A 22516-nucleotide genomic window follows, 5' to 3' on the forward strand; every position below is an offset into this window, starting at 1 on the left:
ACAGTTCAGCACACATGGTGCGGTTGATCACGCCAGTAACGGAATTGATCACACCGTTTACTCGACGATGTGCCGTCCCTCCGGCCGTGCACTGCACGACGCCCGGAACGCGCAATGCGTGCAGTGCTGTCCCGCGCTGGGTGTGAACCGTTCGTCGAGGACCTTGCCCGCGGCCGTGGCCAGCAGGTCGCCGACCCACTCCCCCGCGGCGCCCTCCAGGGCTTCCTGGGCCTGCACCTTGGGGAGGGTCTCGCCGCCGTCCCTCCTGGCCGCGCCCTGGCGCAGCTGGACGAGTTCGGCGCCGCCCGGCTCGGGCCGCATGCCGTCGAAGACCTCGTCCACGGCGCCCTCGCGGACGGCGAGCTGGTAGACGGCGAGCTGCGGGTGGCGCTGCACCTCCTTGGCGGTCGGCGCCTGTTTGCCGGTCTTGAAGTCAACAACGTAGGCGCGGCCGTCGCCGTCGGCCTCGACACGGTCCATCTGGCCGCGGATGCGCACCTCGTAGTCGCCCGCTTCGAGGGTGACGCCGAAGTCGTGCTCGCTCGCGACCGGCGTGCGTCCCGCGCGGGCGCCACTCGAATCGACATGCCACTTCAGGAAACGCTCCAGCGCCACGCGCGCGTTGTCCTTCTCCTGCGCCGACTTCCACGGCGCGTCAAAGGCGAGCGCGTTCCACACCGAGTCGAGGCGCTCCATGAGGACGGCGAGGTCGGCCGGGGTGTGCCCGGAGGCGACCTCGTCGGCGAGGACGTGCACGACGTTGCCGAAGCCCTGCGCGGCGGTCGCGGGCACGTCGGCCTTCACCTCGCGGCCGAGGAACCACTGCAGCGCGCAGGTGTTGACGAGTTGGTCGAGGGCGCTGCCGGACAGCACGACGGGCTGGTCGCGGTTGCGCAGCGGCACCTTGGACTCGGTCGGCTCGAACATGCCCCACCAGCGGTAGGGGTGCGCGGCCGGCACCAGGGGGCGGCCCTCCTCGTCGGCGAGCGCGGCGAGGCGGGCCAGGCGGCGGGCGGCGGCCTGCCGGAGGGCGTCGGAGACGCGCGGGTCCACGGTCGTGGCGCGCAGTTCGGCGACGAGCGCGGCGACGGACAGGGGGCGGCGCGGGCGGCCCGTGACGTCCTTGGGTTCGACGCCGAGCTCGGCGAGGAACCGGGAGGGCTGGTCGCCGTCGTCGGCGGGAGCCTTCACGGCCGTCACGACGAGGCGCTCACGCGCGCGCGTGGCGGCCACGTAGAACAGGCGGCGCTCCTCGGCGAGCAGCGCTCCCGGGGTGAGGGGCTCGGCGAGTCCGTCGCGGCCGATGCGGTCGGCCTCCAGCAGGGAGCCGCGGCGGCGCAGGTCCGGCCACAGGCCCTCCTGGACGCCGGCGACGACGACCAGCCGCCACTCCAGGCCCTTGGAGCGGTGCGCGGTCATCAGGCGCACGGCGTCGGGGCGTACCGCACGCCGCGCGAGGGTGTCGGCGGCGATGTCCTCGGCCTCGATCTCCTCCAGGAAGTTCAGCGTGCCCCGGCCGCCGGTGCGTTCCTCGGCACGGGCGGCGGTCGCGAACAGCGCGCACACGGCGTCGAGGTCGCGGTCGGCGTTGCGGCCGGCCGCGCCGCCGCGCCGGGCGGCGCGCTCCAGGCGGTCGGGCCACGGCGTGCCCGCCCACAGGTCCCACAGCGCCTCCTCGGCACTGCCGCCGCGCGCGAGGCGCTCCCTGGCCGTGCGCAGCAGCGCGCCGAGACGCTGGGCACCACGCGCGTACGCGGGGTCGTGCACCGCCAGCCGCTCCGGCTCGGCCAGCGCCCGCGCGAGCAGCTCGTCCGAGGGCGGCGGCAGCGGGTTGCCCGCGGCCCGCTCCTCCTCGCGCAGGGCCCGGCCGAGGCGGCGCAGGTCGGCGGCGTCCATGCCCGCGAGGGGGGAGGTGAGCAGGGTGAGGGCGGTCTCCGTGTCGAGCCAGCAGGCGTCCGGTTCCGCGGACGACGGCATGCCCTCGGCCTGCGCGCCCTCGTTCTTGGGCGCTGCGTCCGCGTCCTCCGTTCGTACGTCTGCTTCGTCGGCCCGTACGTCTGCGTCCTCAGGGCGTACGTCCGCTTCGTCGGCCCGTACGTCTGCTTCCCCGGGTCGTACGTCATCGGCACCCGCGTGAGCAGCCCCCGACGCCTCCGCCATGGCCACCGCCCGCAGGGCAGTCAGCAGGGGCGCCACCGCCGGCTCGTGGCCCAGGGGAAGGTCGTCGCCGTCGATGTCCAGGGGAACGCCGGCAGCGGTGAGGGCGCGGCGGACCGTCGGGATGGTGCGGGAGCCGGCGCGGACCAGGACGGCCATTTCGCTCCAGGGCACACCGTCCTCCAGATGCGCCCGGCGGAGGATGTCGGCGACGTTGTCCAGCTCCGTGCCGGGCGTCGGGTACGTGTACACCTCGACGCGGCCACCGTCACGTGCCGGGGTGAGCTCGCGGTGGGCGCGGACCTTGTCGGCGGGCAGGCGGGGCAGCGGCATGCGCTGGGTCAGCAGCCGGGTGGCGGCCAGCAGGGCGGCCCCGGAGCGGCGGGAGGTACGCAGCACCTCGACGGGCGCCGGGCGGCCGTCCGCGCGCGGGAAGGCGTACGGGAAGTCCAGGATGCCGTTGATGTCGGCGCCGCGGAACGCGTAGATCGACTGGTCGGGGTCGCCGAAGGCGAGGAGGGTGCGGCCGCCGCCGGCCAGGGCGTGCAGCAGCCGGACCTGGGCCGGGTCGGTGTCCTGGTACTCGTCGACGTAGACGGCGTCGTACTGGGCGGCGAGCCGTTCGGCGACGCCGGGGCGGTGGGCCAGGAGCACCGCACGGTGGACCAGTTCCGCGTAGTCGATCACACCCTGCATGTCGAGCACGTCGAGGTACTCGGCGAGGAAGGCGGCCGCGGCCCGCCAGTCGGGGCGGCCGATGCGGCGGGCGAAGGCGTCCAGGGCGTCGGGTCCGAGGCCCAGTTCGCGGCTGCGGGCGAGGACCGCGCGGACCTCGTCGGCGAAGCCACGGGTGGTCAGGCAGGCGCGCAGCTCGTCCGGCCAGCGCACGTGCGCCAGACCGAGCCGCTCCAGGTCGGGCTGGCCGGCGAGCAGCTCGCGGACGGTGACGTCCTGCTCAGGGCCGGACAACAGCCGCAGTGGCTCCACGAACAGGCCGCTGTCCCGGTGGGCACGGACCAGGGCGTAGCAGAACGAGTGGAAGGTGGTCGCCTGGGGGGCGCGCGCCGCACCTATGCGCAGCGCCATGCGGTCTCGCAGCTCGACCGCCGCCCGGCGGCTGAACGTCAGCACCAGGATCCGCTCCGGGTCCCCTCCCCGGGCGATCCTCGCCGCCACGGACTCCACGAGCGTGGTGGTCTTTCCTGTGCCCGGCCCTGCAAGAACGAGCAGCGGACCGGTCGCGCGGTCAACCACGGCGCGCTGTGCGGCGTCCAGACGAGGGGGATCCAGCCGGGCCTGCGGGGTACGGACCAGCCGGTAAGCGCCACGGCTCCCCTGTCGCACCTGGGGGTGCGACAGACGCCTGAGAGAGGAAGAGGAGCTCACGTGGTTCGCCGGTCCTGGTGGGTGTGCCGTTGGTCACTGACGGCGGGGAGCGCCGTCGTCGAAGGGTGCTGGTCGGGCGACGGGTGGGACTGCCGGACGTGGCGGGTGGCCGCGGGGTGAGAGGGACACGTGCAGCCGACGCTACGCCGAGGGGCAGTGCGGAAGCAGGGCTTCCTCTTCTTTTCTCCCGGCACTCATGGCACGCGTGTCACTCATCTCACGAACGTACGTCCTGCCGTGCATGTGCCCCGGTTCCCCCGAACGGATCACAGGTCACACAGGGGCGGGCCCGATGGCGGAAGCTGTCAGGTGTGACCTTCCGCGTGCTCGTCGCCGTCCCACCGCGCGCACTTCATGTCGACGCGCGGCAGATGGCCCTCGGCGGCCCTGCTCGCCCCCTTCAGGGGCGTGCCCTCCGCCTGGTAGTGGCCAAGCGCCTCCAGTTCGTGGCCGGGAAGCAGGACCCCGTCCGCGCGGACGACCCGCCACCAGGGAACGCCGCCCCCGTGGAGGGACATCACACGGCCGACCTGGCGGGGGCCGCCCTCCCCCAGCCACTCGGCGACGTCCCCGTATGTCATGACACGTCCCGGCGGAATCAGTTCGGTGACCTCAAGGACCCGCTCGGCGTACTCGGGCAGCGCGTCCGCGTACTCCGGCTGGGCGTCGTCCGGCAGGCTCTCCTTGCTCATCCGCCCCATCCTGCCCCACCCCACCGACAATGCGACGCGCTCGCGCCCGTGCGGATCCCTCGCCGGGCGGCGGCGCTTCGGGCAGACTGTGCGCCCCCGCATGTGCACCCTGATGCCCCCGTGTGTCGGTGCGGCATGCCACCATCATGCGGGCGGTGACCGGTGATACGAGATCAAGAAGAGGCGATGAAACAGCAGGGTGTGCACCCCGAAGACGCGGAGGGCACCTCTGACACTTCGTCGCGCCCGGAGGCCGCGGGCAAGGGCGAGGACCAGACCGTGTCCGGGAAGAGAGCCGCGCCGGACAATCACGACGACTCGGTGCACATCGACGAGCTGGAGGGCGACGAACCGCTGCTCCCCGCGCGCGTACACCGTCCGTCCGATCTCATGCGGCTCCTGGTGGGTGCGCTCGGCATCGTCGTGCTGCTGGCCATCGCCGCGTTCGCGCACGGCACCACCTCGGGCCTCGAACAGGACATCAACAAGGGCACCGACCAGACCCCCGATGTGTTCAGCAAGGTCGCGGGGCTGGTGTCCAGCATCGCGATCCTCCTGGTGCCCGTCGCGTTCGCGATCGAGCGGCTGATCAAGCGGGACGGGCTGCGCATCGCCGACGGCGTCCTCGCGGCGGTCCTCGCCCACGGGGTGACGCTCGCCACCGACCTGTGGGTCGCGCGGGCCGCGCCGAACTCCATCCAGGACGCGCTCACCCAGCCCGCCCCCGACAGCATCGGCTCGCTCACCGACCCGGTGCACGGCTACCTCGCCCCGGTCATCGCGTACATGACGGCCGTGGGCATGTCCCGCAGACCACGCTGGCGCGCGGTGCTCTGGGCGGTGCTGATCCTCTACGCCTTCTCCATGCTGGTCACCGGCTACACGACGCCGTTCTCGATCGCCCTGACGCTGCTGATCGGCTGGACCGTGGCCTACGGCACGCTCTACGCGGTCGGCTCGCCCAACGTCCGTCCTACCGGACGGACACTGATGGCGGGCCTGCGGCACGTCGGCTTCCGCCCGGTGAGCGCCTCCCGCGAGGACATCTCGGAGGCGGCCGAGGTCGGCGACCGCGGCCGGCGCTACTTCGTCACGCTGGAGGACGGCCCGCCGCTGGACGTCACGGTGGTCGACCGGGAGCAGCAGGCGCAGGGCTTCTTCTACCGCACGTGGCGCAATCTCACCCTGCGCGGCTTCGCCACCCGCAGAAGCCTCCAGTCGCTGCGCCAGGCGCTGGAGCAGGAGGCTCTGCTGGCGTACGCGGCCATCGCGGCCGGCGCCAACGCGCCCAAGCTGATCGCCACCTCCGAGCTCGGCCCCGACGCGGTCATGCTCATCTACGAGCACACCGGCGGACGCACCCTCGACTCGCTGGAGGACGAGGAGATCACCGACGAGCTGCTGCGCGGTACCTGGCACCAGGTGGAGGCGCTTCAGTCGCGGCGCATCGCGCACCGCAGACTGGTGGGCGACGCGATTCTGGTGGATCGTTCCGGCACGGTGGCCATCACCGATCTGCGCGGCGGCGAGATCGCGGCCGGTGACCTGCTGCTGCGCATGGACATCTCCCAACTGCTGGCGACGCTGGGGCTCAGGGTGGGCGCTGAGCGGGCGGTGGCCTCGGCGGTGAGCGTGCTCGGCCCCGACGCCGTGGCGGGCTGTCTGCCGATGCTGCAACCCATCGCGCTCAGCCGCTCCACGCGCGGGACCCTGCGCAGGCTGGCGCGGGAGCGGGCGCAGCGCGAACGCGAGGCGGTCCTGGAGGCCTCCCGGCAGGCCAGGCTGGAGGAGGCCGGGGACGAGCCCGGGCGCGTCGAACTGGAAAAGCCCGACAAGAAGGCCGTACGCGCGGAGCAGCGGGCCGAGAAGCGGGCCATCGACGAGGCCCTGGAGGAGGCGCGCGAGGAGGATCTGCTCACCCAGATCCGCCACGAGGTGCTGCGGATCCGGCCGCAGGCGCCGGTCGAGCCGGCCCGGCTGGAGCGGGTGCGGCCGCGCACGCTGATCAGTCTCATCGCCGGGGCCTTCGGCGCGTACTTCCTCCTGTCGCAGCTGACGCACATCGAGTTCGGCCCGCTCATCAGCAACGCCAGCTGGGGGTGGCTGGCGGCGGCTGTGCTGTTCTCGGCGGGCAGCTACTTCGCCGCGGCGATGGCGCTGCTGGGGTTCGTGCCGGAGCGGGTGCCTTTCGTGCGGACCGTGGCGGCGCAGGTCGCCGGGTCGTTCGTGAAGATCGTCGCCCCTGCGGCGGTGGGCGGTGTCGCGCTCAACACGCGCTTCCTGCAGCGTGCGGGGGTGCGGCCGGGGCTCGCGGTGGCGAGCGTGGGCGCCTCTCAGCTGTTCGGGCTCGGTGCGCACATCCTGATGCTGCTGGCCTTCGGCTATGTGACCGGCACTCAGAAGACGCCGTCGCTGTCGCCGTCCCGGACGGTCATCGCGGGTCTGCTGACGGTGGCTGTGCTGGTGCTCGTGGTGACGTCGGTGCCGTTCCTGCGGAAGTTCGTCGTCACGCGCGTGAGGTCGCTGTTCGCGGGTGTCGTGCCGCGCATGCTCGACGTGTTGCAGCGGCCGCAGAAGCTGATCACCGGCATCGGCGGCATGCTGCTGCTGACCGCCTGCTTCGTGATGTGCCTGGATGCCTCGATCCGGGCGTTCGGCAGCCAGTCGGCCTCGATCAGCCTCACCAGCGTCGCCGTCGTCTTCCTCGCGGGCAACGCGCTGGGCTCGGCGGCGCCGACGCCGGGCGGTGTGGGCGCGGTGGAGGCGACGCTGACGGTCGGTCTGATCGCCGTCGGACTGGAGAAGGAGGTCGCGGCGCCGGCCGTGCTGCTGTTCCGGCTGCTGACGCTGTGGCTGCCGGTGCTGCCGGGCTGGCTGGCGTTCAACCACCTGACCCGCAAGGGCGCGCTGTAGGAGCGCGCTGTAGAAAGCGGACGGCACGCGCACGCGTGCGGGCCCCATACCACTCGTGTCTCATACATCTCCTCATACCTCGTACGGCTCGCGTCCCGAGCGTCCGGCCGTGTGCGACCGCAGGATGGGAGCATGCCCAAGCCCTCCCGGCCGCGCGCCCTGGCCCTCACTGCCGTGCTGCTGTCCTGTCTGCTCGCGGGCTGCGGCGACGACGCGAAGGACGAGGATCTCACGGACCAGGAGCTGAGCTGGGAGGACTGCCCGGCCCCGTCCGAGGCGCAGGGCGGCGGCAGCGCCCCCTCGCCCCTGCCGGGCGGCGGCGAGTGGCAGTGCGCCACCATGAAAGCCCCCCTCGACTGGGACAGGCCCAAGGGCGACACGATCAACCTCGCGCTGATCCGGGCGAGGACCAGCGGCGACGCAAGCGAGCGGATCGGCTCGCTCGTCTTCAACTTCGGCGGCCCCGGCGGTTCGGGCGTCAGCACGCTGCCCGCGTTCGGCGCGGACTACGAGACGCTGCGCACCCGCTACGACCTGGTCAGCTTCGACCCGCGCGGGGTCGGCCGCAGCGCCCCCGTGCTGTGCCAGAACGACCAGCAGCTCGACGCCTACTTCCAGCAGGACGCCACCCCCGACGACGCGGCCGAGCGCACCGAGCTGCTGGACAACACCGAGGAGTTCAACGACGCCTGCGAGAAGAACTCGAAGACGATGCTGCCGCACGTGGCCACCACCGACGCGGCCCGCGACCTGGACCTGATGCGCGAGGTCCTCGGCGACGACAAACTGCACTACTTCGGCATCTCCTACGGCACCGAACTCGGCGGCGTCTACGCCCACCTGTTCCCCAGGAAGGTCGGCCGCGCCGTCTTCGACGCGGTCGTCGACCCGACACAGAACCCCGCGCAGGCCTCGCTGGCGCAGGCCGAGGGCTTTCAGCTCGCGCTCGGCAACTTCGCCGAGGACTGCGTGTCCAAAGCCGAGACCTGCCCTCTCGGCGACACCGCCCAGGACGTCGAGGACCGCATCGCCCGGCTTCTGACGGACCTCGACCGCAAGCCGATCCCCGGCATCTTCCCGCGCGAGCTGACGCAGAGCGCCGCGACCAACGGCATCGCGCAGGCGCTGTACTCGAAGGACTTCTGGCCATACCTCACCGAGGGCCTGCAGCAGGCCTACGACGGCGACGGCAGGATCCTGATGCTGCTGTCCGACTCGATGAACGGGCGCGACGAGAACGGCGAGTACAGCAACATCACCGCGGCCAACGTCGCCATCAACTGCGCCGACGACAAGCCGCGCTACAGTACCGCGGACGTGGAGCGCAGGCTGCCCGAGTTCCGGTCCGCGTCCGCCCTGTTCGGCGACTACCTGGCCTGGGGCATGGTCAGCTGCACGGACTGGCCCGTGGCGGGCGCCGCCGACCATCCCGACGTGAGCGCGCCCGGCGCGGCGCCGATCCTGGTGATCAGCAACACCGGCGACCCGGCCACGCCCTACGAGGGCGCCCGGAAGATGGCGGACGAGCTGGGCAAGGGCGTCGGTGTGGAGCTGACGTACAAGGGCCAGGGGCACGGCGCGTACGACAGCAAGAACCGGTGTGTACACGCCGCCGTGAACGGCTACTTGCTGGAGGGGAAGGTGCCGCGGGCGGGCACCGTCTGCCCCTGACGCCTCCCGCCGATCGCGGCAACACTGCTGGTCAGAAGGTTATCCACAGGCCGCCACGGCCGCCCGGCGATCCACTTACCATGGCGTGACCGCCATCCGCGGCACGGCGCGGAGGCTTGCGAGGGGGTAGGGCATGAGGCGTTTGGTCCGGTGGACGGCTCTGATGGCCGCCGCCGCACTGCTGGCGGCGGGCTGCAGCAGCGGCGCGTCCGACAACGGGGAGGACGACGGGGGCGACGCACCACTGACGGCCCAGAAGCTCGACTGGGAGCGCTGCAAGGCCACCGGCGGCGGCCCCGCGCCGAGCAGCGACTGGCAGTGCGCGACGCTCAAGGTGCCGCTGGACTGGTCGAAGCCCGAGGGCGAGACGATCGGCCTGGCACTGATCCGCGCGAAGGCACGGGGCGAGGACCGCATCGGCTCGATGCTGTTCAACTTCGGTGGCCCGGGCGGCTCGGGCGTGTCCATGATGCCGTCGTACGTCTCCAACGTCTCCTCGCTGCGCGAGCGTTACGACCTGGTGAGCTGGGACCCGCGCGGGGTGGCCGCCAGCGAGGGCGTCCGCTGCCGCGGCGACAAGGAGATCCGGGCCGCCGAGGCCGTGGACTCCACCCCGGACACCCCGGCCGAGGAGAGGGCGTACTTCCAGGACGCCGCCGCCTTCGGCAAGGGCTGCCAGAAGTCCGTCGGGAAGCTGATGTCGCACGTCTCCACCACCGACACCGCCCGCGACATGAACCTGATGCGCCAGGTCCTCGGCGACGACAGGCTGCACTACTTCGGCATCTCCTACGGCACCGAACTCGGCGGCGTCTACGCCCACCTGTTCCCGAAGACCGTGGGGCGGATGGTCCTGGACGCGGTCGTCGACCCGGGCGCCGACACGGTGGGCAACGCGGAGAACCAGGCCAGGGGCTTCCAGCGCGCGCTGAACGACTACCTCAGGTCCACTGGCCAAGACCCCGAGCAGGGCACGCGGAAGATCGCGGACATGCTGCGGCGGATCGACGCCGAGCCGCTGCCGACGTCGTCGCCCGGGCGGAAGCTGACCCAGCAGCTCGCGCTCACCGGCATCATCCTGCCGCTGTACAGCAAGGACAGCTGGCCCGCGCTGACCAGCGCGCTGGAGTCGGCCGAGCAGGGCGACGGCTCGGAGCTACTGACGCTCGCCGACGGCTACAACGAGCGGGACCCGTCGGGGCACTACGGCACGACGGCCCACTCGCAACGGGTCATATCGTGCCTGGACAGCAGGCAGCGGCCGACGGTGGCGGAGACAAAGGAGCTGCTGCCGAGGTTCGAGCGGATCTCGCCCGTGTTCGGGGCCTCCATGGGCTGGGACACGGCCGGCTGGTGCCACGACTGGCCGGTACCGGGACAGCACGACACCCCGGAGGTGAACGCGCCCGGAGCGGCGCCGATCCTGGTGGTCGGCAACACCGGCGACCCCGCCACGCCCTACGAGGGCGCCCGGAAGATGGCGGACGAGCTGGGCAAGGGTGTCGGTGTGATGCTCACCTGGAGGGGCGAGGGACACGGTGCCTACGGCAGTGGGAGCGACTGCGTCGACTCGGCGGTGAACGCGTACCTGCTGAACGGCACGGTGCCGAAGGACGGCAAGGTCTGCTCATGACGGCGGCGGGGGCCTCGGGCACCCGTGATGCCCGAAGCCCCCGCCGCTCACGCAGGGAGGCCGGCCTAGTAGACCGGCTTGTGCGGTTCGATCTGGTTGACCCAGCCGATCACGCCGCCGCCCACGTGGACGGCGTCCGCGAAGCCCGCCGACTTCAGCACCGCGAGGACTTCCGCGCTGCGGACACCCGTCTTGCAGTGCAAGACGATCTTCTTGTCCTGCGGCAGGCTCTCCAGGGCCGTGCCCATAAGGAACTCGTTCTTCGGGATCAGCCGGGCGCCGGGGATGGAGACGATCTCGTACTCGTTCGGCTCGCGGACGTCGATGATCTCGATGCTCTCGCCGTCGTCGAGCCACTCCTTGAGCTGCTTGGGAGTGATCGTGGAGTCGGCGGCCGCCGCCTGGGCCTCCTCGGAGACGACGCCGCAGAAGGCCTCGTAGTCGATGAGCTCGGTGACGGTCGGGTTCTCGCCGCAGACCGCGCAGTCGGGGTCCTTGCGGACCTTGACCTGGCGGTACTGCATCTCCAGGGCGTCGTAGATCATCAGCCGGCCGACCAGCGGCTCACCGATGCCGGCGAGCAGCTTGATGGCCTCGTTGACCTGGATGGAGCCGATGGACGCGCACAGCACGCCCAGCACCCCGCCCTCGGCGCAGGAGGGGACCATGCCGGGGGGCGGGGGCTCCGGGTAGAGGCACCGGTAGCAGGGGCCGTGCTCGGACCAGAAGACGGAGGCCTGGCCGTCGAAGCGGTAGATCGAGCCCCACACGTACGGCTTGTTCAGCAGCACGCAGGCGTCGTTGACCAGGTAGCGGGTCGCGAAGTTGTCCGTACCGTCGACGATCAGGTCGTACTGGCGGAAGATGTCCATCACGTTGTCGGCCTCGAGCCGCTCCTCGTGAAGGACCACGTTCACGTACGGGTTGATGCCCTTGACGCTGTCCCGGGCGGACTCAGCCTTGGAGCGGCCGATGTCGGCCTGGCTGTGGATGATCTGGCGCTGCAGGTTCGACTCGTCGACCTCGTCGAACTCCACGATGCCGAGCGTCCCGACGCCCGCGGCGGCCAGGTACATCAGCGCCGGCGAGCCAAGGCCGCCGGCGCCCACACAGAGCACCTTGGCGTTCTTCAGCCGCTTCTGCCCGTCCATCCCGACGTCGGGGATGATCAGGTGGCGGGAGTACCTGCGGACCTCGTCTACGGTGAGCTCAGAGGCTGGCTCGACCAGGGGTGGCAGCGACACGGGGACTCCGTTGGTCGGTCAATCACTACAGTTGTTCTCCCCGTAACACTGCCACGGGCTTTTTCATTCCGAGACACCCGTCCCGATCCGCGAGACGATTTCGTCCCAGTAGCCGGGCATGGTCTCCCAGGGGTCGGTGCCGCCGCCGCGGTCCGTGCGGTCGGTCATCCAGATCGTCGCGGCGCCCTGCCAGCGGGCGATGCGCAGCGCCTCCTCCAGGTGGGGGCGGGGCACGCCGTGGACGAAGTGGCAGAAGTGGCCGGGCGGGTAGTCGGCGGTCCACTCCTCGGCCTGCGACCAGCGGTAGTCGCTCCACGGCCCGGCGAAGGTGACCAGCTGGTCGGCGTTCTCGGCGTAGTCGGGGTGGGGGTGGGTGCCGTGGCCGAGGACGATGTGGGCGTCGTCGCTCAGCGCCCGGAGCGTGGCGATCGTGCGCCGGATCCCGGGCAGCGCGGCGCGGTCGGCAGGGCAGCGGTCCAGGAGGAAGCCGTCGACCCGGTACCAGTCGAGGTACCGCTGCGCATCGGGGAGCACGTCGGTGCGGGCGCCGTGGGCGACGTCGAGGTGGCCGAGGACGCGGACGCCCGTGTTGCGCAGCCGGCCGGCCGCTGCCAGGCAGTGCGGGTCGGGAAGGGTGCCGGGGCCGCCGGCGACGTTGAGCACGACCCAGTGCAGAGGGATGCCGGGGCGGGTGAGTTCGCCCCACTCGGCGGGGGCGACGAGGGGGTGGGCATAGCCGGGGATGCCGAAGCCGGTGCCCACGTCGGTGCTGGACGCGGTGGCTGTGGCGCCGCTCAGATACGGCATGCCGCCTCCATCCAGATGTCGGCGACGGACTCTTCGAGGTTGATCCGGGGACGCCAGCCGAGTCGGTCGCGTGCGGTGCGCACATCGGCCTGCTGCCAGCTGCCGCAGCCGTCCGGGTACGGGTACACGACCGGGCCCCCGTGATCGGGGTCGGGGCGGGGGTGGCCGATGGTGGGTCTCAGTGGGATGGGCGGTCCGTCGAGCTCGTGCAGGGCACCGCCGTAGCCGGCGACGCGGGCGAGGGTCGCGGCGGCGTCGCGGAGGCGGACGGCGCGGCCGCAGCCGATGTTGATGACGCCCTGTGCGGCGGAGAGGGAAGCCGCGTGCACGGCGCGGGCCACGTCGCGGACGTCGACGAAGTCGCGCTGGGCGCCGAGGCCGCCGAGTTTGAGCTCGCCGTCGCCGGACTGCATCGCGCGGCGCATGGCCTCGGCGAGGCGGCCGAGCGGGGAGCCGGCGGGCGTGCCGGGGCCGGCGGGTGAGAAGACCCGCAGGACGACGGCGTCCAGGCCGGAGCCGAGGACGAGTTCGGTGGCGGCGAGTTTACTGACGCCGTAGGGGCCGCCGGGGCGTGGGACGGCGTCCTCCGCGGTGGAGGAGCCGGGCTGGCTGGGGCCGTACTCCGCGCTGCACCCGATCTGCACCAGGCGGGCGCCGCAGCCGCTGCGGCGCAGGGCCTCGCAGACGGTGGCGACGGCGACGGTGTTGTGCCGGGTGAGTTCGCGGGCGCCGCCTCTGGTGGTGCCGGCGCAGTTGATGACGACGCCGGGGTGGACCGCGTCGAGGAAGCGGGTGAGTGCGCCGGGGCTGCCGGACGCGAGGTCGAACCGGACGTCGGCGTCGTCGCCGCGGCCGAGGGCGGTGAGCTGGACGGCCGGGTCGGCGAGCAGGCGGTCGGCGACGAAGCGGCCGATGTAGCCGTTGGCTCCGATCAGCAGGACCCTCATCGGGCGGCTCCCGGGGCCGGGTCAGCTGGGCGGGAAGTGATCATCTGGGTTTTCTCCTTCGAACGGGTTGCGATGCCTGCCACGGCCGGTTCGGACGCCTGCGGCGGCGGGTGCGGATGGGTGTCGCGGCCTGTGCGGACGGTCGCGGCGGTTGGGCGGGCAGAGCCCGAGGCCGGGCCCAGGGGTGAGCCCGGGGCCCAGTCGGGGGCAGGGCCCGCCCCGAGGCCTGCGGGGATATGGCCGGACCCTGCGGGGGTATGGCCCGGTGTCCGGCGTTCCGGGAAGCCGGGCGCCTGAGGTGCTCTTCGGGCGGTGCGTGCCGGTCCGCGGCGGTCAGCATGGGCGCTCCTGGGCGTGGGCCGAGGCGCTGGTCAGCTTTCGGGTGGCGGGGAGCAGAAGGGTGAGGGCCGCTACCGCGCATGTGAGGGTGGGAACGGCGGCCGGGCCCCAGGCGGTGACGAGGGTCTCCACGGGGATGGCCAGGAGGTCGCACCCGGGGAGGCGAGCGGCGAACACCGTGGCCAGGGCGGTCGCCTGGGCCGTGGCGGCGGCGGTGAGTACCACCGCCGGGGCCTGCGTGAAGCCATGGGCGGCGAGGAGGCGGGCGAGGAACAGGAGAGCGCCGAGGGCGAGGGCCGGGGCGTAGGCGGGCGGTTCGTCGAGGGCTGCGGCGGCAAGGGTGAGCAGGCCTTCCAGGGCACCCAGGTAGAGGGCGAAGGCGGCCAGCAGCAGCGGTCGCGCGGAGGCGGCGAAGTCCTGCAGGGCGCGGCTGGCCGCGAGTTTGCGGCGGGCGCGCGCGGTGAACAGGTGGGCGGTCCAGGCGGCGGGGGCGCAGGAAAGGGCGAGGGCCAGGACGGGGGCAGCGGTGAGAGGCCAGGGGCCGTCGGCGGCACCGGTGGGCAGGGCGTCGGGGCCTCCGGTGAGGGCGGCGGTGAGCAGTCCGTCGCCGAGCAGGGCGTAGCCGATCAGCCAGCAGGTCCACAGTCCGGCGCCGGGGGCGGCGGCGCGGTCGGCAACGGCCAGGGGGCCGCGGCGTACGGCCGCGCGCAGGGCCAGGGTTACGGCGAGGACGCCCACGGTGGCCGCGATCAGGCGGGTGCGGCCGTGGGTGAGGTGCAGGGCGGCCACGGTCACGGCGCACAGGGCGCCGGGGAACAGGGTGAGGAGGGCCCAGTCGGCGCGGGCCCGGAGGGGCGGGGCGGGCGTGGACGGCGGGGGCGTGTCCCCGTCGCGGGGGACACGGGCGTACATCTCCTCCGCGAGGGAGAAGACGTCCCGGTGCCGGAAGCGCGCGACGGTCCGGTCGGTGACGCCCTGCGCCTCAAGCACCGCCGCGATCTCCAGGGGATGCACGGCCCGTTCGCACAGCTCACGGTGCCGGTGCAGCAACGCCTTCACCGGGTCGGCCGCGGTGCGCCGGGGCGGGGCGGCTGTGCGGTCGGCGGCGCGGTGCGCGGTGGCCGGCGCCGCCTCGGGGACGGTCGTGGAGGTACGGCGGGAGGAGGGCTGAGGCTGGTCGGCAGCACGCACGTCGGCGGAACGGCCGCCCGGTGCCGTATCGCCGCGCCCTGTGACGGGCGCCGCGGCGTCGCCGTCCAGGCCGCTCCCCGAATCCCGGTGTCCCGCAAAAGGCGTCCTGGCGTCGCTGTCCAAGCCGGCCCCGAAACCGGGCACCCCAGCTCCGCGCTCGTCATCCGCCGCACCCGACGACGCGAGAGCACCGAACGAGCCACTGCCCGAATCCCGGTGTCCCACGACAGGCGCCGCGACACCACCGGCCAAGCCGCTCCCTGAACCGAGCGCCGTGTCGCAGGAGACGCCCTCCCCCGAACCGAGCGCCGCATCACCGCGGACATCCGCCCCCGCGCCAGACGCCGCAGCACCCCCGCACGTGTCATTCTCGGCCCCGGACACCGACCGACCGCGTGCGACCGGACCACCGCCGTACGCGCCCGAACCACCGCTGAACGCGGCCGCCCCACCGCCGACCCGGTACGCCCCGCCGTCGCGACCACCGCCCTCCTCCCCCGCCAGCAGGTCGCTCGACCGTGCGTCCCACGCGCCGGGGCTGGCCGGTGTTGCGGGGTCGAGTTCGCCCAGGTCGCTCATCGCGCTCCCTCCGTGGCCGGGACGGCGCTGGTGGTATGTACGGGGCGGCCCGTGGCCCAGCCAGGGCCGCCGCGGGACAGCGCACGCGTGACCGGGGCGGTCCAGCGGCCCGGGACGTGCACCTCGGCCGGAACGCCGAACGGCAGCGGCTCACCGGCCTCGTCGAGGACGACGCGGCGCACCGGGCAGTGCGAGACGATCTCCAGGTAGATGCCGTGGAACGCCGCGATGTTCTGCTCGACGGTGAACAGTTCGAGCGCGCGGGCGCGCGCGGCGGCCCCCAAGCGTGCACGGCGCTCGGGGTCGCGCAGCAGCGCAACGCACGCCTCGGCGAGCGCCCGCGGATTGCGCGGCGGCACGACGAGCCCGGTGCCGCCGATCACCTCCACGACCGCGCCGACGTCGGTGGACACGGTCGCCCGCCCGCAGAACATGGCCTCGACCAGGCCGATCGGGAAGCCCTCGACAACACTGGACAGCACGACCACGGCACCGGAGGCGTACGCGTCGGCGACGGACGGCACGTCCGGGCCGCCGACCTCCTCGAAGGACACCGGGTTGTCCCCGACGGTGTGCAGGCCGTCGGCCTCGTCGGGGAAGAGCTGCGCGGCGAGCGCCCGGCAGTGGCCGAGATATGCCGCACCCTCGGCCCCGGCAGGGGCACCGATGACGCGCAGCCGCGAGTTGGGCTCCTCCTTGCGAATCTCCGCGAACGCGTGCAGCAGTGAGACCAGGTCCTTGGCGGGCTCGACGCGGCCGACCCAGACGAGGGTGTCCGGGTCCCCGCACTCCGGGGACTCGCCCACTTCCGCGAAGGGCGCGGCGTCCATGCCGGGACAGACCGTGCGGAGCTTCTCGCGGTCGGCACCGCAGCGCTCCTGCCAGCGGCGGGCGTGCGTGTTCCCGGGCGTGACGAGCGCGGCCCGGCCGTAGATCTCGGCGGCGAGTCTGCCGTGGAAGGCGGCGAGCAGGGACCGCACCGCGGGCGGGGCGTCGGGCGAGGTGAGGTAGTGCGTGCGCAGGTGCACGCCGTACTCGGTCACCAGCAGGGGTACGCCGGTGAAGTGACGCGCGAGCAGGCCCGGCAGGGCGGCCGTGCCGCCGGAAGCCGCGTGGCACAGGTCGACGGCAGCGAGCCCGTCGTCCTCGTACCAGTCGAGCGAGAGGGGGCGCAGGGCGCGTTCCAGGTGCGCGGCGACGGCAAGCAGGTCAGGGACACGCGCCTCGCGCGCTGTACGGGCGGCGCCGGGCGCGCGACAGGCACGCTCCAGGGCGCGTACGGCGGTCTCGGAGCGGAGCGCTCCGGCCAGGCCCCCCTCGCCGCGGGCGAGGTCGGCGAGGCCGTACAGGGCTTTGGTGAAACGGTCCGCCTGAACGGCCGACGACTCCTCGGAGCCGCCGGGCACCTCTCCGGCGTCCCCCTCGCACAGCACGCCCACCAGGTCGCCGTAGCACTCGGCGAAGCGCCGGCGCGCACGGCGGCCGAGCACGGCACCGTCGTCCCCGGCAGTCCACAGCGGTGCCGTACGCACGCTGCTGACTTGCGGCGGCAGCGGGATCCAGCCCTCGGCCTCCTGGTGCTCGCTGCGGCTGAGCGCGTAGACGTCGAACTCGTGCTGCCCGAGCCCGCGCACGAGCCGGTCGCACCAGAGCCTGGCGTCACCGCTCACATACGGATAGCCACCCTCCGTAAGCAGTCCGATGCGCACGAGTGCACCCCCGATCTCCCGTATGGGGAGCCGCCGTTGATCCGGCGGCTCGCAGCGGGACGAACGTATGCGGACAAGGCGGTGGCGCGGCGGACGGTTGTCCATCGCGCCACCAAAAGGGGTGAACGGGCGTAACTTTCCTGTGCGGCGCGCGTTCGTCGCGCTAAGGGACCATCCGGCTGCGGATCGTCACAAAGAGCATGGACTCGCCCACGGTACGGCGGAGGTTGAGGGAGGAGACGGGGTCGAGGGCCGGCCCGCTGTCAACTCTTCGGATATGGCCAGGCGTTGGGCAGACAGTGAATCCCGTCATGGTCCAGGAACTTTGTCTGCTGTTGCATGACCGGGGCGAGGTCGCCGTCCTTGTCGCAGGTGACGTGGCCGTAACCCAGCCGGTGGCCGATCTCGTGGTTGATCAGCATCTGGCGGTAGGCGTGGATCTGGTTGCCGTACGTCTTCGCGCCCTGCGCCCACCGATAGGCATTGATCATCACGCGCTGGGTGGCCGCCGAGTCGCACGACACGTTGTCCTCGGTCGTGTCCAGGCCGGACTTGGCACACCAGACGGCGGTGGTGCCGGGGCTGGCGAGGGTGATCACGAAGTCGGGCTCGCCGGAGTAGATGCGCTCGAAGGCACGCGCGCCGTTGTGCGCCCAGCTGCGGTCGTCGTTCAGCGTCTTCTGCACGGCCTGCGCGAAGAGTTCGCCGTCGAGGCCGAGCCCCTGCTCCACGTCCACGCGGTAGGTGTACTTCTGCCCCGTGCCGGGCGCCCGGTCGATGCCGGGGATCGCGTCGAACTTTCCCGAGGCCTTGAGCGTGGCGCTGACCTCGTACTTCTGGTCCATCTTCTGGTCGTACGTCAGCATCGTGGCGCCCGGTGCGCCGGAGGGCGCCGGCCGCCCGTCCCCGCGCGTGGCGGAGTCCCGGGCGTCGAGGTCCGGGTCGGTGGCGGACTGCGACTGGAGGTCGCCGCCGTCGCGCTGGTCGGTGACCTGGCCGGCCACGGTGACGGCCAGCACGGTGGTGACGGCGGCGGCCGCGATGCCGGTGAAGGTCCGGCCCTTGGCGCCCTTGGCCTGCGCGGTCGGGCCGGTCGGCGGTGCGTCGTCGTCGGAGGTGTCGGGGCCGGCCTCGCGGCTGTGCAGGTCGGTGGCGGAGGCATACGGATCCGCCGACGCGGAGCCACGGCGCGCGAACGCGTCGTCGTCCTCGCCACGTCCAAAGTCGCCGGAGTCGAAGGCGTCGAGGTAGTCCTGCCGCGGCCCTGCCTGGGGCGCCTGTCGCTGCCGCGGTACGGGCGCCGGACCGGCCTCCGCGGGGGTCCCGTACCCGCCCCCCAACTCGCCCCAGCCGCCATCATGTTCACGCTGCTCGGGATGGCCGCCGCGCACTCGGGGGACACCGCGCGCGGGGGTGCCGTCGGCCAGCCGCGGGAACCCGTGAGCGGGGGTTCCGTCGGGCATTCGGGGCACCCCGCGCGCGGGCGTACCGTCCGGCATACGCGGTCCGCCACCCGCGGGCGGGCCGTCGGCCAGCCGCGGGAAGCCATGCGCGGGCGTGCCGTCCGGCAGCCGCGGACCTCCGTACCCCGGGGGTCCCGCTCCCCCCGCCGGCGGCATCGGCCGCGGTCCCCGCGCCGGCCAGGCACCGGGCCCACCAGGGCCGCTCGCGCCAGGCCCGCCGGGCCCACCCGGACCGGGCCCGGCCGGGCCACGCGCACCAGGCACCGCGCCCGGCCCCGGCCGGCCTCCCTGACCGGCCCCCGGCCCAGCGTTCTGACCCTGCCCTTGCCCTTGTCCCGGTCGAAGACCGTCCCGCCTCGCAGTGGTGTCCACGGCGTCGCCCTTGGGGGCGGGGCCGCGTCGGCTGTGGCGTCCCATGTCGCGCCTCAGCCTCCCACGTTCTCGTCTATGGACCCACCGCCCGCGGCCTCACCCGCACCGGCGCCTGCACGGTAACCGTAGGACACGGACGCGCCCGCGCCGGTGTCCGACTCCTCGGCGTCCGCGAGGAGTTCACGAAAGACCATGGCCACCGTCTCGGGGTACTCCATCATCGCCACGTGCCCCGCCTCCGGCAGGGTGACCAGCCGGGAGTCGCGGAAGGCGCGGGCCGCACGCTGGGCAATGCGGAAGCCGACGACCTGGTCACGGCCGCCGTAGATCAGGAGGGTCGGCGCGAGGACCCGTTCGGCCTGGCGCCAGAGCCCGTGCTGGCCGCCCAGCGTGTAGGCGTTGACGATCCCGCGCGCGGAACGCGCCATCGCGTCCCAGAAGTACGGCAGCCGCAGCCGCCGCTCCATCTCCTCCACTGCGTTGCGGAACGCCTCCGGGCTCACCCGCCCCGGATCGCCGTAGCACAGCGCCAGCACGCCGCGGACCCGTTGCTCGGCCGTCCATTCCCTGGTGAGCCGGGTGAACAGCGGCGCCACGCCGGGCACCGCGAGCAGGGCCGTCGGCATGGCCGTGCGCTGCACGAGGATCTCCGGCAGCGCGGGCGAGACCAGCGTGAGCGTCCGGACGAGGTCGGGCCGCAGCGCGGCGATGCGGGTGGTGACCGCGCCGCCGAGTGAGTTCCCGAGGAGGTGGACGGGACCGCGGCCGGCCCCGTCGAGATAGCGGATCACGGCGCGCGCGTGCCCGGTGACCGAGTAGTCGCCGTCGTCCGGGGGCGGGGAGTCGCCGAAGCCCGGCAGGTCGACGGCCTCGGAGGCCACGACGTCGTCCAGCAGCGGCATCAGCGTCGACCAGTTCTGCGAGGAACCGCCGAGTCCGTGGACGTACAGCGCGGGCGGCAGCCCCTCGCGCGCGGGCTGCCTCGAACGCACCGTCAGCGTGATCCCGGGCAGCCCCACCGACCTGAGCCGCTCGCCTTCCGAAACCCTGACGGGCATCGCCTTCGGGAGCACATGGGAGGCCTGCGCGGACGGCAGCTCGGTCGAAGACATGCGGCAATGTTACGAGACGATCACGCGGTGGTTCATGTGTTCGGCGTCATAGGTTTCGGTCAATGGCACGACAGCGACGAGCAGGGCCGGATCACATAGCGCCCAGATCGCGCGTCTCATAGGCTCATACAGAGGGCACCCGCGTGTGACCCCTGCTTTCCTCAGGGACGTTCGTAGGAAGGGAGCCCATCATGGCCGTAGACCCCACCGATCCCGAGACCTTCGAGGACGAGGACGCTCAGGAGGCACAGGAGATCGCCGTCGAGGCTCCCGAGGTCGACGCGGCCGAGCAGCACGCGGACCTCGCGCAGCAGCGCGACGACCGGCTGACCGGCGAGGACCAGGACCGCGCCAACGAGGCCGACCTGGCGGAACAGGCCCGGGTGATCTCCCTCGACGAAGACGACTACCGGTGACGCATACCGACGGTGTGCAACAGAAAGCGTTGCTGAGCAGGAAAGAGGACAAATCTTGCCCGCTCCGACCTGGTTTGAAACTTTCTGTCCGGCTTTCGCCGCTGTCCGGTCCATGAAATTCTGCGCTCGCACCGCGCACAGCACGGTTACCGAAAAGTACGATGGCCGCGCGGCGCACACCGCAAGTGGACGACTTTGGGAGGCGGCGTGACAGCCATCGAGCAGACAGAGGCGGTACGCCCGCGGGGCACGCGCCTGCCGCGTCGTGCCCGACGGAACCAGCTGCTGGGCGCCGCCCAGGAGGTCTTCGTGGCGCAGGGCTACCACGCGGCCGCGATGGACGACATCGCCGAGCGCGCCGGCGTGAGCAAGCCGGTGCTCTACCAGCACTTCCCGGGCAAGCTCGACCTCTATCTCGCGCTGCTGGACCAGCACTGCGAGTCGCTGATCCAGGCCGTACGGAACGCGCTCGCGTCGACGACCGACAACAAGCAGCGCGTGCGGGCGACAATGGACGCCTACTTCGCGTACGTCGAGGACGACGGCGGCGCCTTCCGCCTGGTCTTCGAGTCCGACCTGACGAACGAGCCCGCCGTGCGCGAGCGCGTCGACAAGGTCACCAACGAGTGCGCGGAGGCCATCTGCGACGTCATCGCCGAGGACACGGGCCTGTCGCGCGCGGAGTCGATGCTGCTGGCCTCCGGTCTCGGCGGCCTCGCGCAGGTGGTGGCCCGTTCCTGGCTGCACAGCGACCGCAGCGTGCCGCGCGACCAGGCGGTGCAGTTGCTGACCTCGCTGGCGTGGCGGGGCATCGCGGGCTTCCCGCTGCACGGGAGCGAGCAGCAGCACCACTGACGGCGGCGCCGGCGGGGCTCTTGTTCCCAGCGATTGTTCGCTGTTGGCGTTCCCGGCGGGAGCGTGTACGTCCCCGCACCGGGCTAATGTGTGCTGGGTACGGCGCGGAAGGTCGCGCACTTCACTGACCGTCGGAGGGACATAGCCGTGGAGGTCAAGATCGGCGTGCAGCACGCGCCGCGCGAGATCGTTCTGGAGAGCGGTCAGAGCGCCGAGGAGGTCGAGCGCGTGGTGGCCGAGGCGCTGGCCGGAAAGTCGCAGCTGCTGAGCCTCGTGGACGAGCACGGCCGCAAGGTCCTGGTCCCGGCCGACCGCCTCGCGTACGTGGAGATCGGCGAGCCGGCCCCGCGCAAGGTGGGCTTCGGCGCGCTGTAAGCGCACGCCCAAGGCGCGGACAGCGGCGTGCAGTCACACGCCGCGGACGCCAGAAGCAGTCACAGGAAGGGCCCGGCGGCCAGCATCGCCGGGCCCTTTCCGCTGCCCGCGGCACCCGTCGGCCGCCGGTGGCCGGGCTCTGCCACCGCTCCTCCACGGACGGCTCACAGTCGCGCACAGAGAATGATTGGATTCCGCAGGTCAGGGGTAAGACGGGCTACGACCGTTCCGGGCAGGCCGGCCGTGTGGGAGGGACCCGACATGATCTTGGAAGCACTCAGCTCCGCGGTACTCGGCCTCGTTCTGGCGTGGGTGGCGACCCAGCGTCTGGGGCACCGCCTCCCGGCCCGTCCCCTGGTCCTGTCGACCGGCGTCGCGGGAGCCCTGCTGGGCGCCTTCCTCATGCACGGCGCCCTGGACGCGAGCACCCTGCTGGTCCTGCTCGGCGCGGCGGCCGTCTCCGTGGCGTCCGTCTCGCTGCTGCTGCGCCCCGCGGGAAGACTCCGCCGGCGATCGGCGACGGCCTGAGCCGCCGCCGTCGGCGGCGCCCCGGACAGCACTCCTAGACCCAATGCCGTGTAGTTAGGGCTTGCCGGGAAACAAGCCGTGGCTTCGGGCCTTGGTCCTCGTTGTTGTGGTATGGGGAGACCGGAGG

16 protein-coding genes are annotated in these 22516 nt (G+C 72.6%); 7 read left to right on the top strand and 9 right to left on the bottom strand.

Annotation, left to right across the window (positions count from 1 at the left end; all coding sequences use genetic code 11):
* Positions 1 to 57 precede the first annotated feature (57 nt).
* A complete protein-coding gene (locus tag H8R17_RS16170; protein ID WP_187823886.1) occupies positions 58 to 3543 on the bottom strand; it encodes an ATP-dependent helicase in 3486 nt (1161 codons plus the stop codon).
* 305 nt (positions 3544 to 3848) lie between these two features.
* Positions 3849 to 4235, bottom strand: a complete 387-nt coding sequence (locus H8R17_RS16175; protein ID WP_187823887.1) for an MGMT family protein — start codon at positions 4233 to 4235, stop codon at positions 3849 to 3851.
* Between the two features lie 186 nt (positions 4236 to 4421).
* On the opposite strand from H8R17_RS16175, the gene H8R17_RS16180 reads away from it, so the two are divergent.
* The 3 genes from H8R17_RS16180 to H8R17_RS16190 all read left to right on the top strand — a co-directional run bounded on the left by H8R17_RS16180 (position 4422) and on the right by H8R17_RS16190 (position 10452).
* Complete coding sequence (locus H8R17_RS16180; protein WP_187823888.1) at positions 4422 to 7148, top strand: lysylphosphatidylglycerol synthase domain-containing protein; 2727 nt, start codon at positions 4422 to 4424, stop codon at positions 7146 to 7148.
* A gap of 132 nt (positions 7149 to 7280) precedes the next feature.
* Complete coding sequence (locus tag H8R17_RS16185) at positions 7281 to 8819, top strand: alpha/beta hydrolase (protein ID WP_187823889.1); 1539 nt, start codon at positions 7281 to 7283, stop codon at positions 8817 to 8819.
* Between the two features lie 133 nt (positions 8820 to 8952).
* Positions 8953 to 10452, top strand: coding sequence for an alpha/beta hydrolase (locus tag H8R17_RS16190; protein WP_187823890.1), 1500 nt, complete (start codon positions 8953 to 8955; stop codon positions 10450 to 10452).
* 65 nt (positions 10453 to 10517) lie between these two features.
* On the opposite strand, the gene moeZ is transcribed toward H8R17_RS16190, so the two are convergent.
* The 7 genes from moeZ to H8R17_RS16225 all read right to left on the bottom strand — a co-directional run bounded on the left by moeZ (position 10518) and on the right by H8R17_RS16225 (position 20215).
* The gene (gene moeZ, locus H8R17_RS16195) at positions 10518 to 11696 is read right to left on the bottom strand and encodes an adenylyltransferase/sulfurtransferase MoeZ (protein WP_187823891.1); all 1179 of its coding nucleotides are present in this window, start codon (positions 11694 to 11696) and stop codon (positions 10518 to 10520) included.
* Positions 11697 to 11759: 63 nt separating this feature from the next.
* Positions 11760 to 12503 (bottom strand): spherulation-specific family 4 protein, encoded by a 744-nt coding sequence (locus H8R17_RS16200; RefSeq protein WP_187823892.1) that lies wholly within the window; start codon positions 12501 to 12503, stop codon positions 11760 to 11762.
* Positions 12491 to 13450, bottom strand: a complete 960-nt coding sequence (locus H8R17_RS16205; RefSeq protein ID WP_187823893.1) for an NAD(P)-dependent oxidoreductase — start codon at positions 13448 to 13450, stop codon at positions 12491 to 12493. Before H8R17_RS16205 ends, H8R17_RS16200 begins: the two co-directional genes overlap by 13 nt.
* A 333-nt stretch (positions 13451 to 13783) precedes the next feature.
* Positions 13784 to 15049 carry a hypothetical protein gene (locus tag H8R17_RS16210; RefSeq protein WP_262505286.1) on the bottom strand — a complete coding sequence of 422 codons (1266 nt, stop codon included), beginning with the start codon at positions 15047 to 15049 and terminating at the stop codon, positions 13784 to 13786.
* Positions 15050 to 15555: 506 nt separating this feature from the next.
* Positions 15556 to 17268, bottom strand: a complete 1713-nt coding sequence (locus tag H8R17_RS16215; RefSeq protein WP_316959417.1) for a DUF3492 domain-containing protein — start codon at positions 17266 to 17268, stop codon at positions 15556 to 15558.
* Positions 17269 to 17531: 263 nt separating this feature from the next.
* The gene (locus H8R17_RS16220) at positions 17532 to 19148 is read right to left on the bottom strand and encodes a DUF3152 domain-containing protein (protein WP_187823895.1); all 1617 of its coding nucleotides are present in this window, start codon (positions 19146 to 19148) and stop codon (positions 17532 to 17534) included.
* A gap of 8 nt (positions 19149 to 19156) precedes the next feature.
* Positions 19157 to 20215, bottom strand: a complete 1059-nt coding sequence (locus H8R17_RS16225) for an alpha/beta fold hydrolase (protein WP_187823896.1) — start codon at positions 20213 to 20215, stop codon at positions 19157 to 19159.
* Positions 20216 to 20406: 191 nt separating this feature from the next.
* Between H8R17_RS16225 and H8R17_RS16230 the strand changes: the two genes are divergently transcribed.
* From H8R17_RS16230 to H8R17_RS16245, 4 genes are all read left to right on the top strand, one after another.
* A complete protein-coding gene (locus H8R17_RS16230) occupies positions 20407 to 20631 on the top strand; it encodes a hypothetical protein (RefSeq protein ID WP_187823897.1) in 225 nt (74 codons plus the stop codon).
* Between the two features lie 207 nt (positions 20632 to 20838).
* Positions 20839 to 21486 carry a TetR/AcrR family transcriptional regulator gene (locus tag H8R17_RS16235; protein ID WP_187823898.1) on the top strand — a complete coding sequence of 216 codons (648 nt, stop codon included), beginning with the start codon at positions 20839 to 20841 and terminating at the stop codon, positions 21484 to 21486.
* A gap of 147 nt (positions 21487 to 21633) precedes the next feature.
* Entirely contained in the window at positions 21634 to 21861 is a 228-nt protein-coding gene (locus H8R17_RS16240; protein ID WP_159535660.1) for a DUF3107 domain-containing protein, read from the top strand.
* Between the two features lie 261 nt (positions 21862 to 22122).
* Positions 22123 to 22389: a hypothetical protein gene (locus tag H8R17_RS16245; RefSeq protein ID WP_187823899.1), complete on the top strand. Its 267-nt coding sequence runs from the start codon at positions 22123 to 22125 to the stop codon at positions 22387 to 22389.
* The last annotated feature ends 127 nt before the right edge of the window (positions 22390 to 22516 follow it).

It is taken from the genome of Streptomyces sp. TRM68367 (assembly GCF_014495685.1).
In the GTDB taxonomy this organism is placed as follows: Bacteria; Actinomycetota; Actinomycetes; order Streptomycetales; family Streptomycetaceae; genus Streptomyces.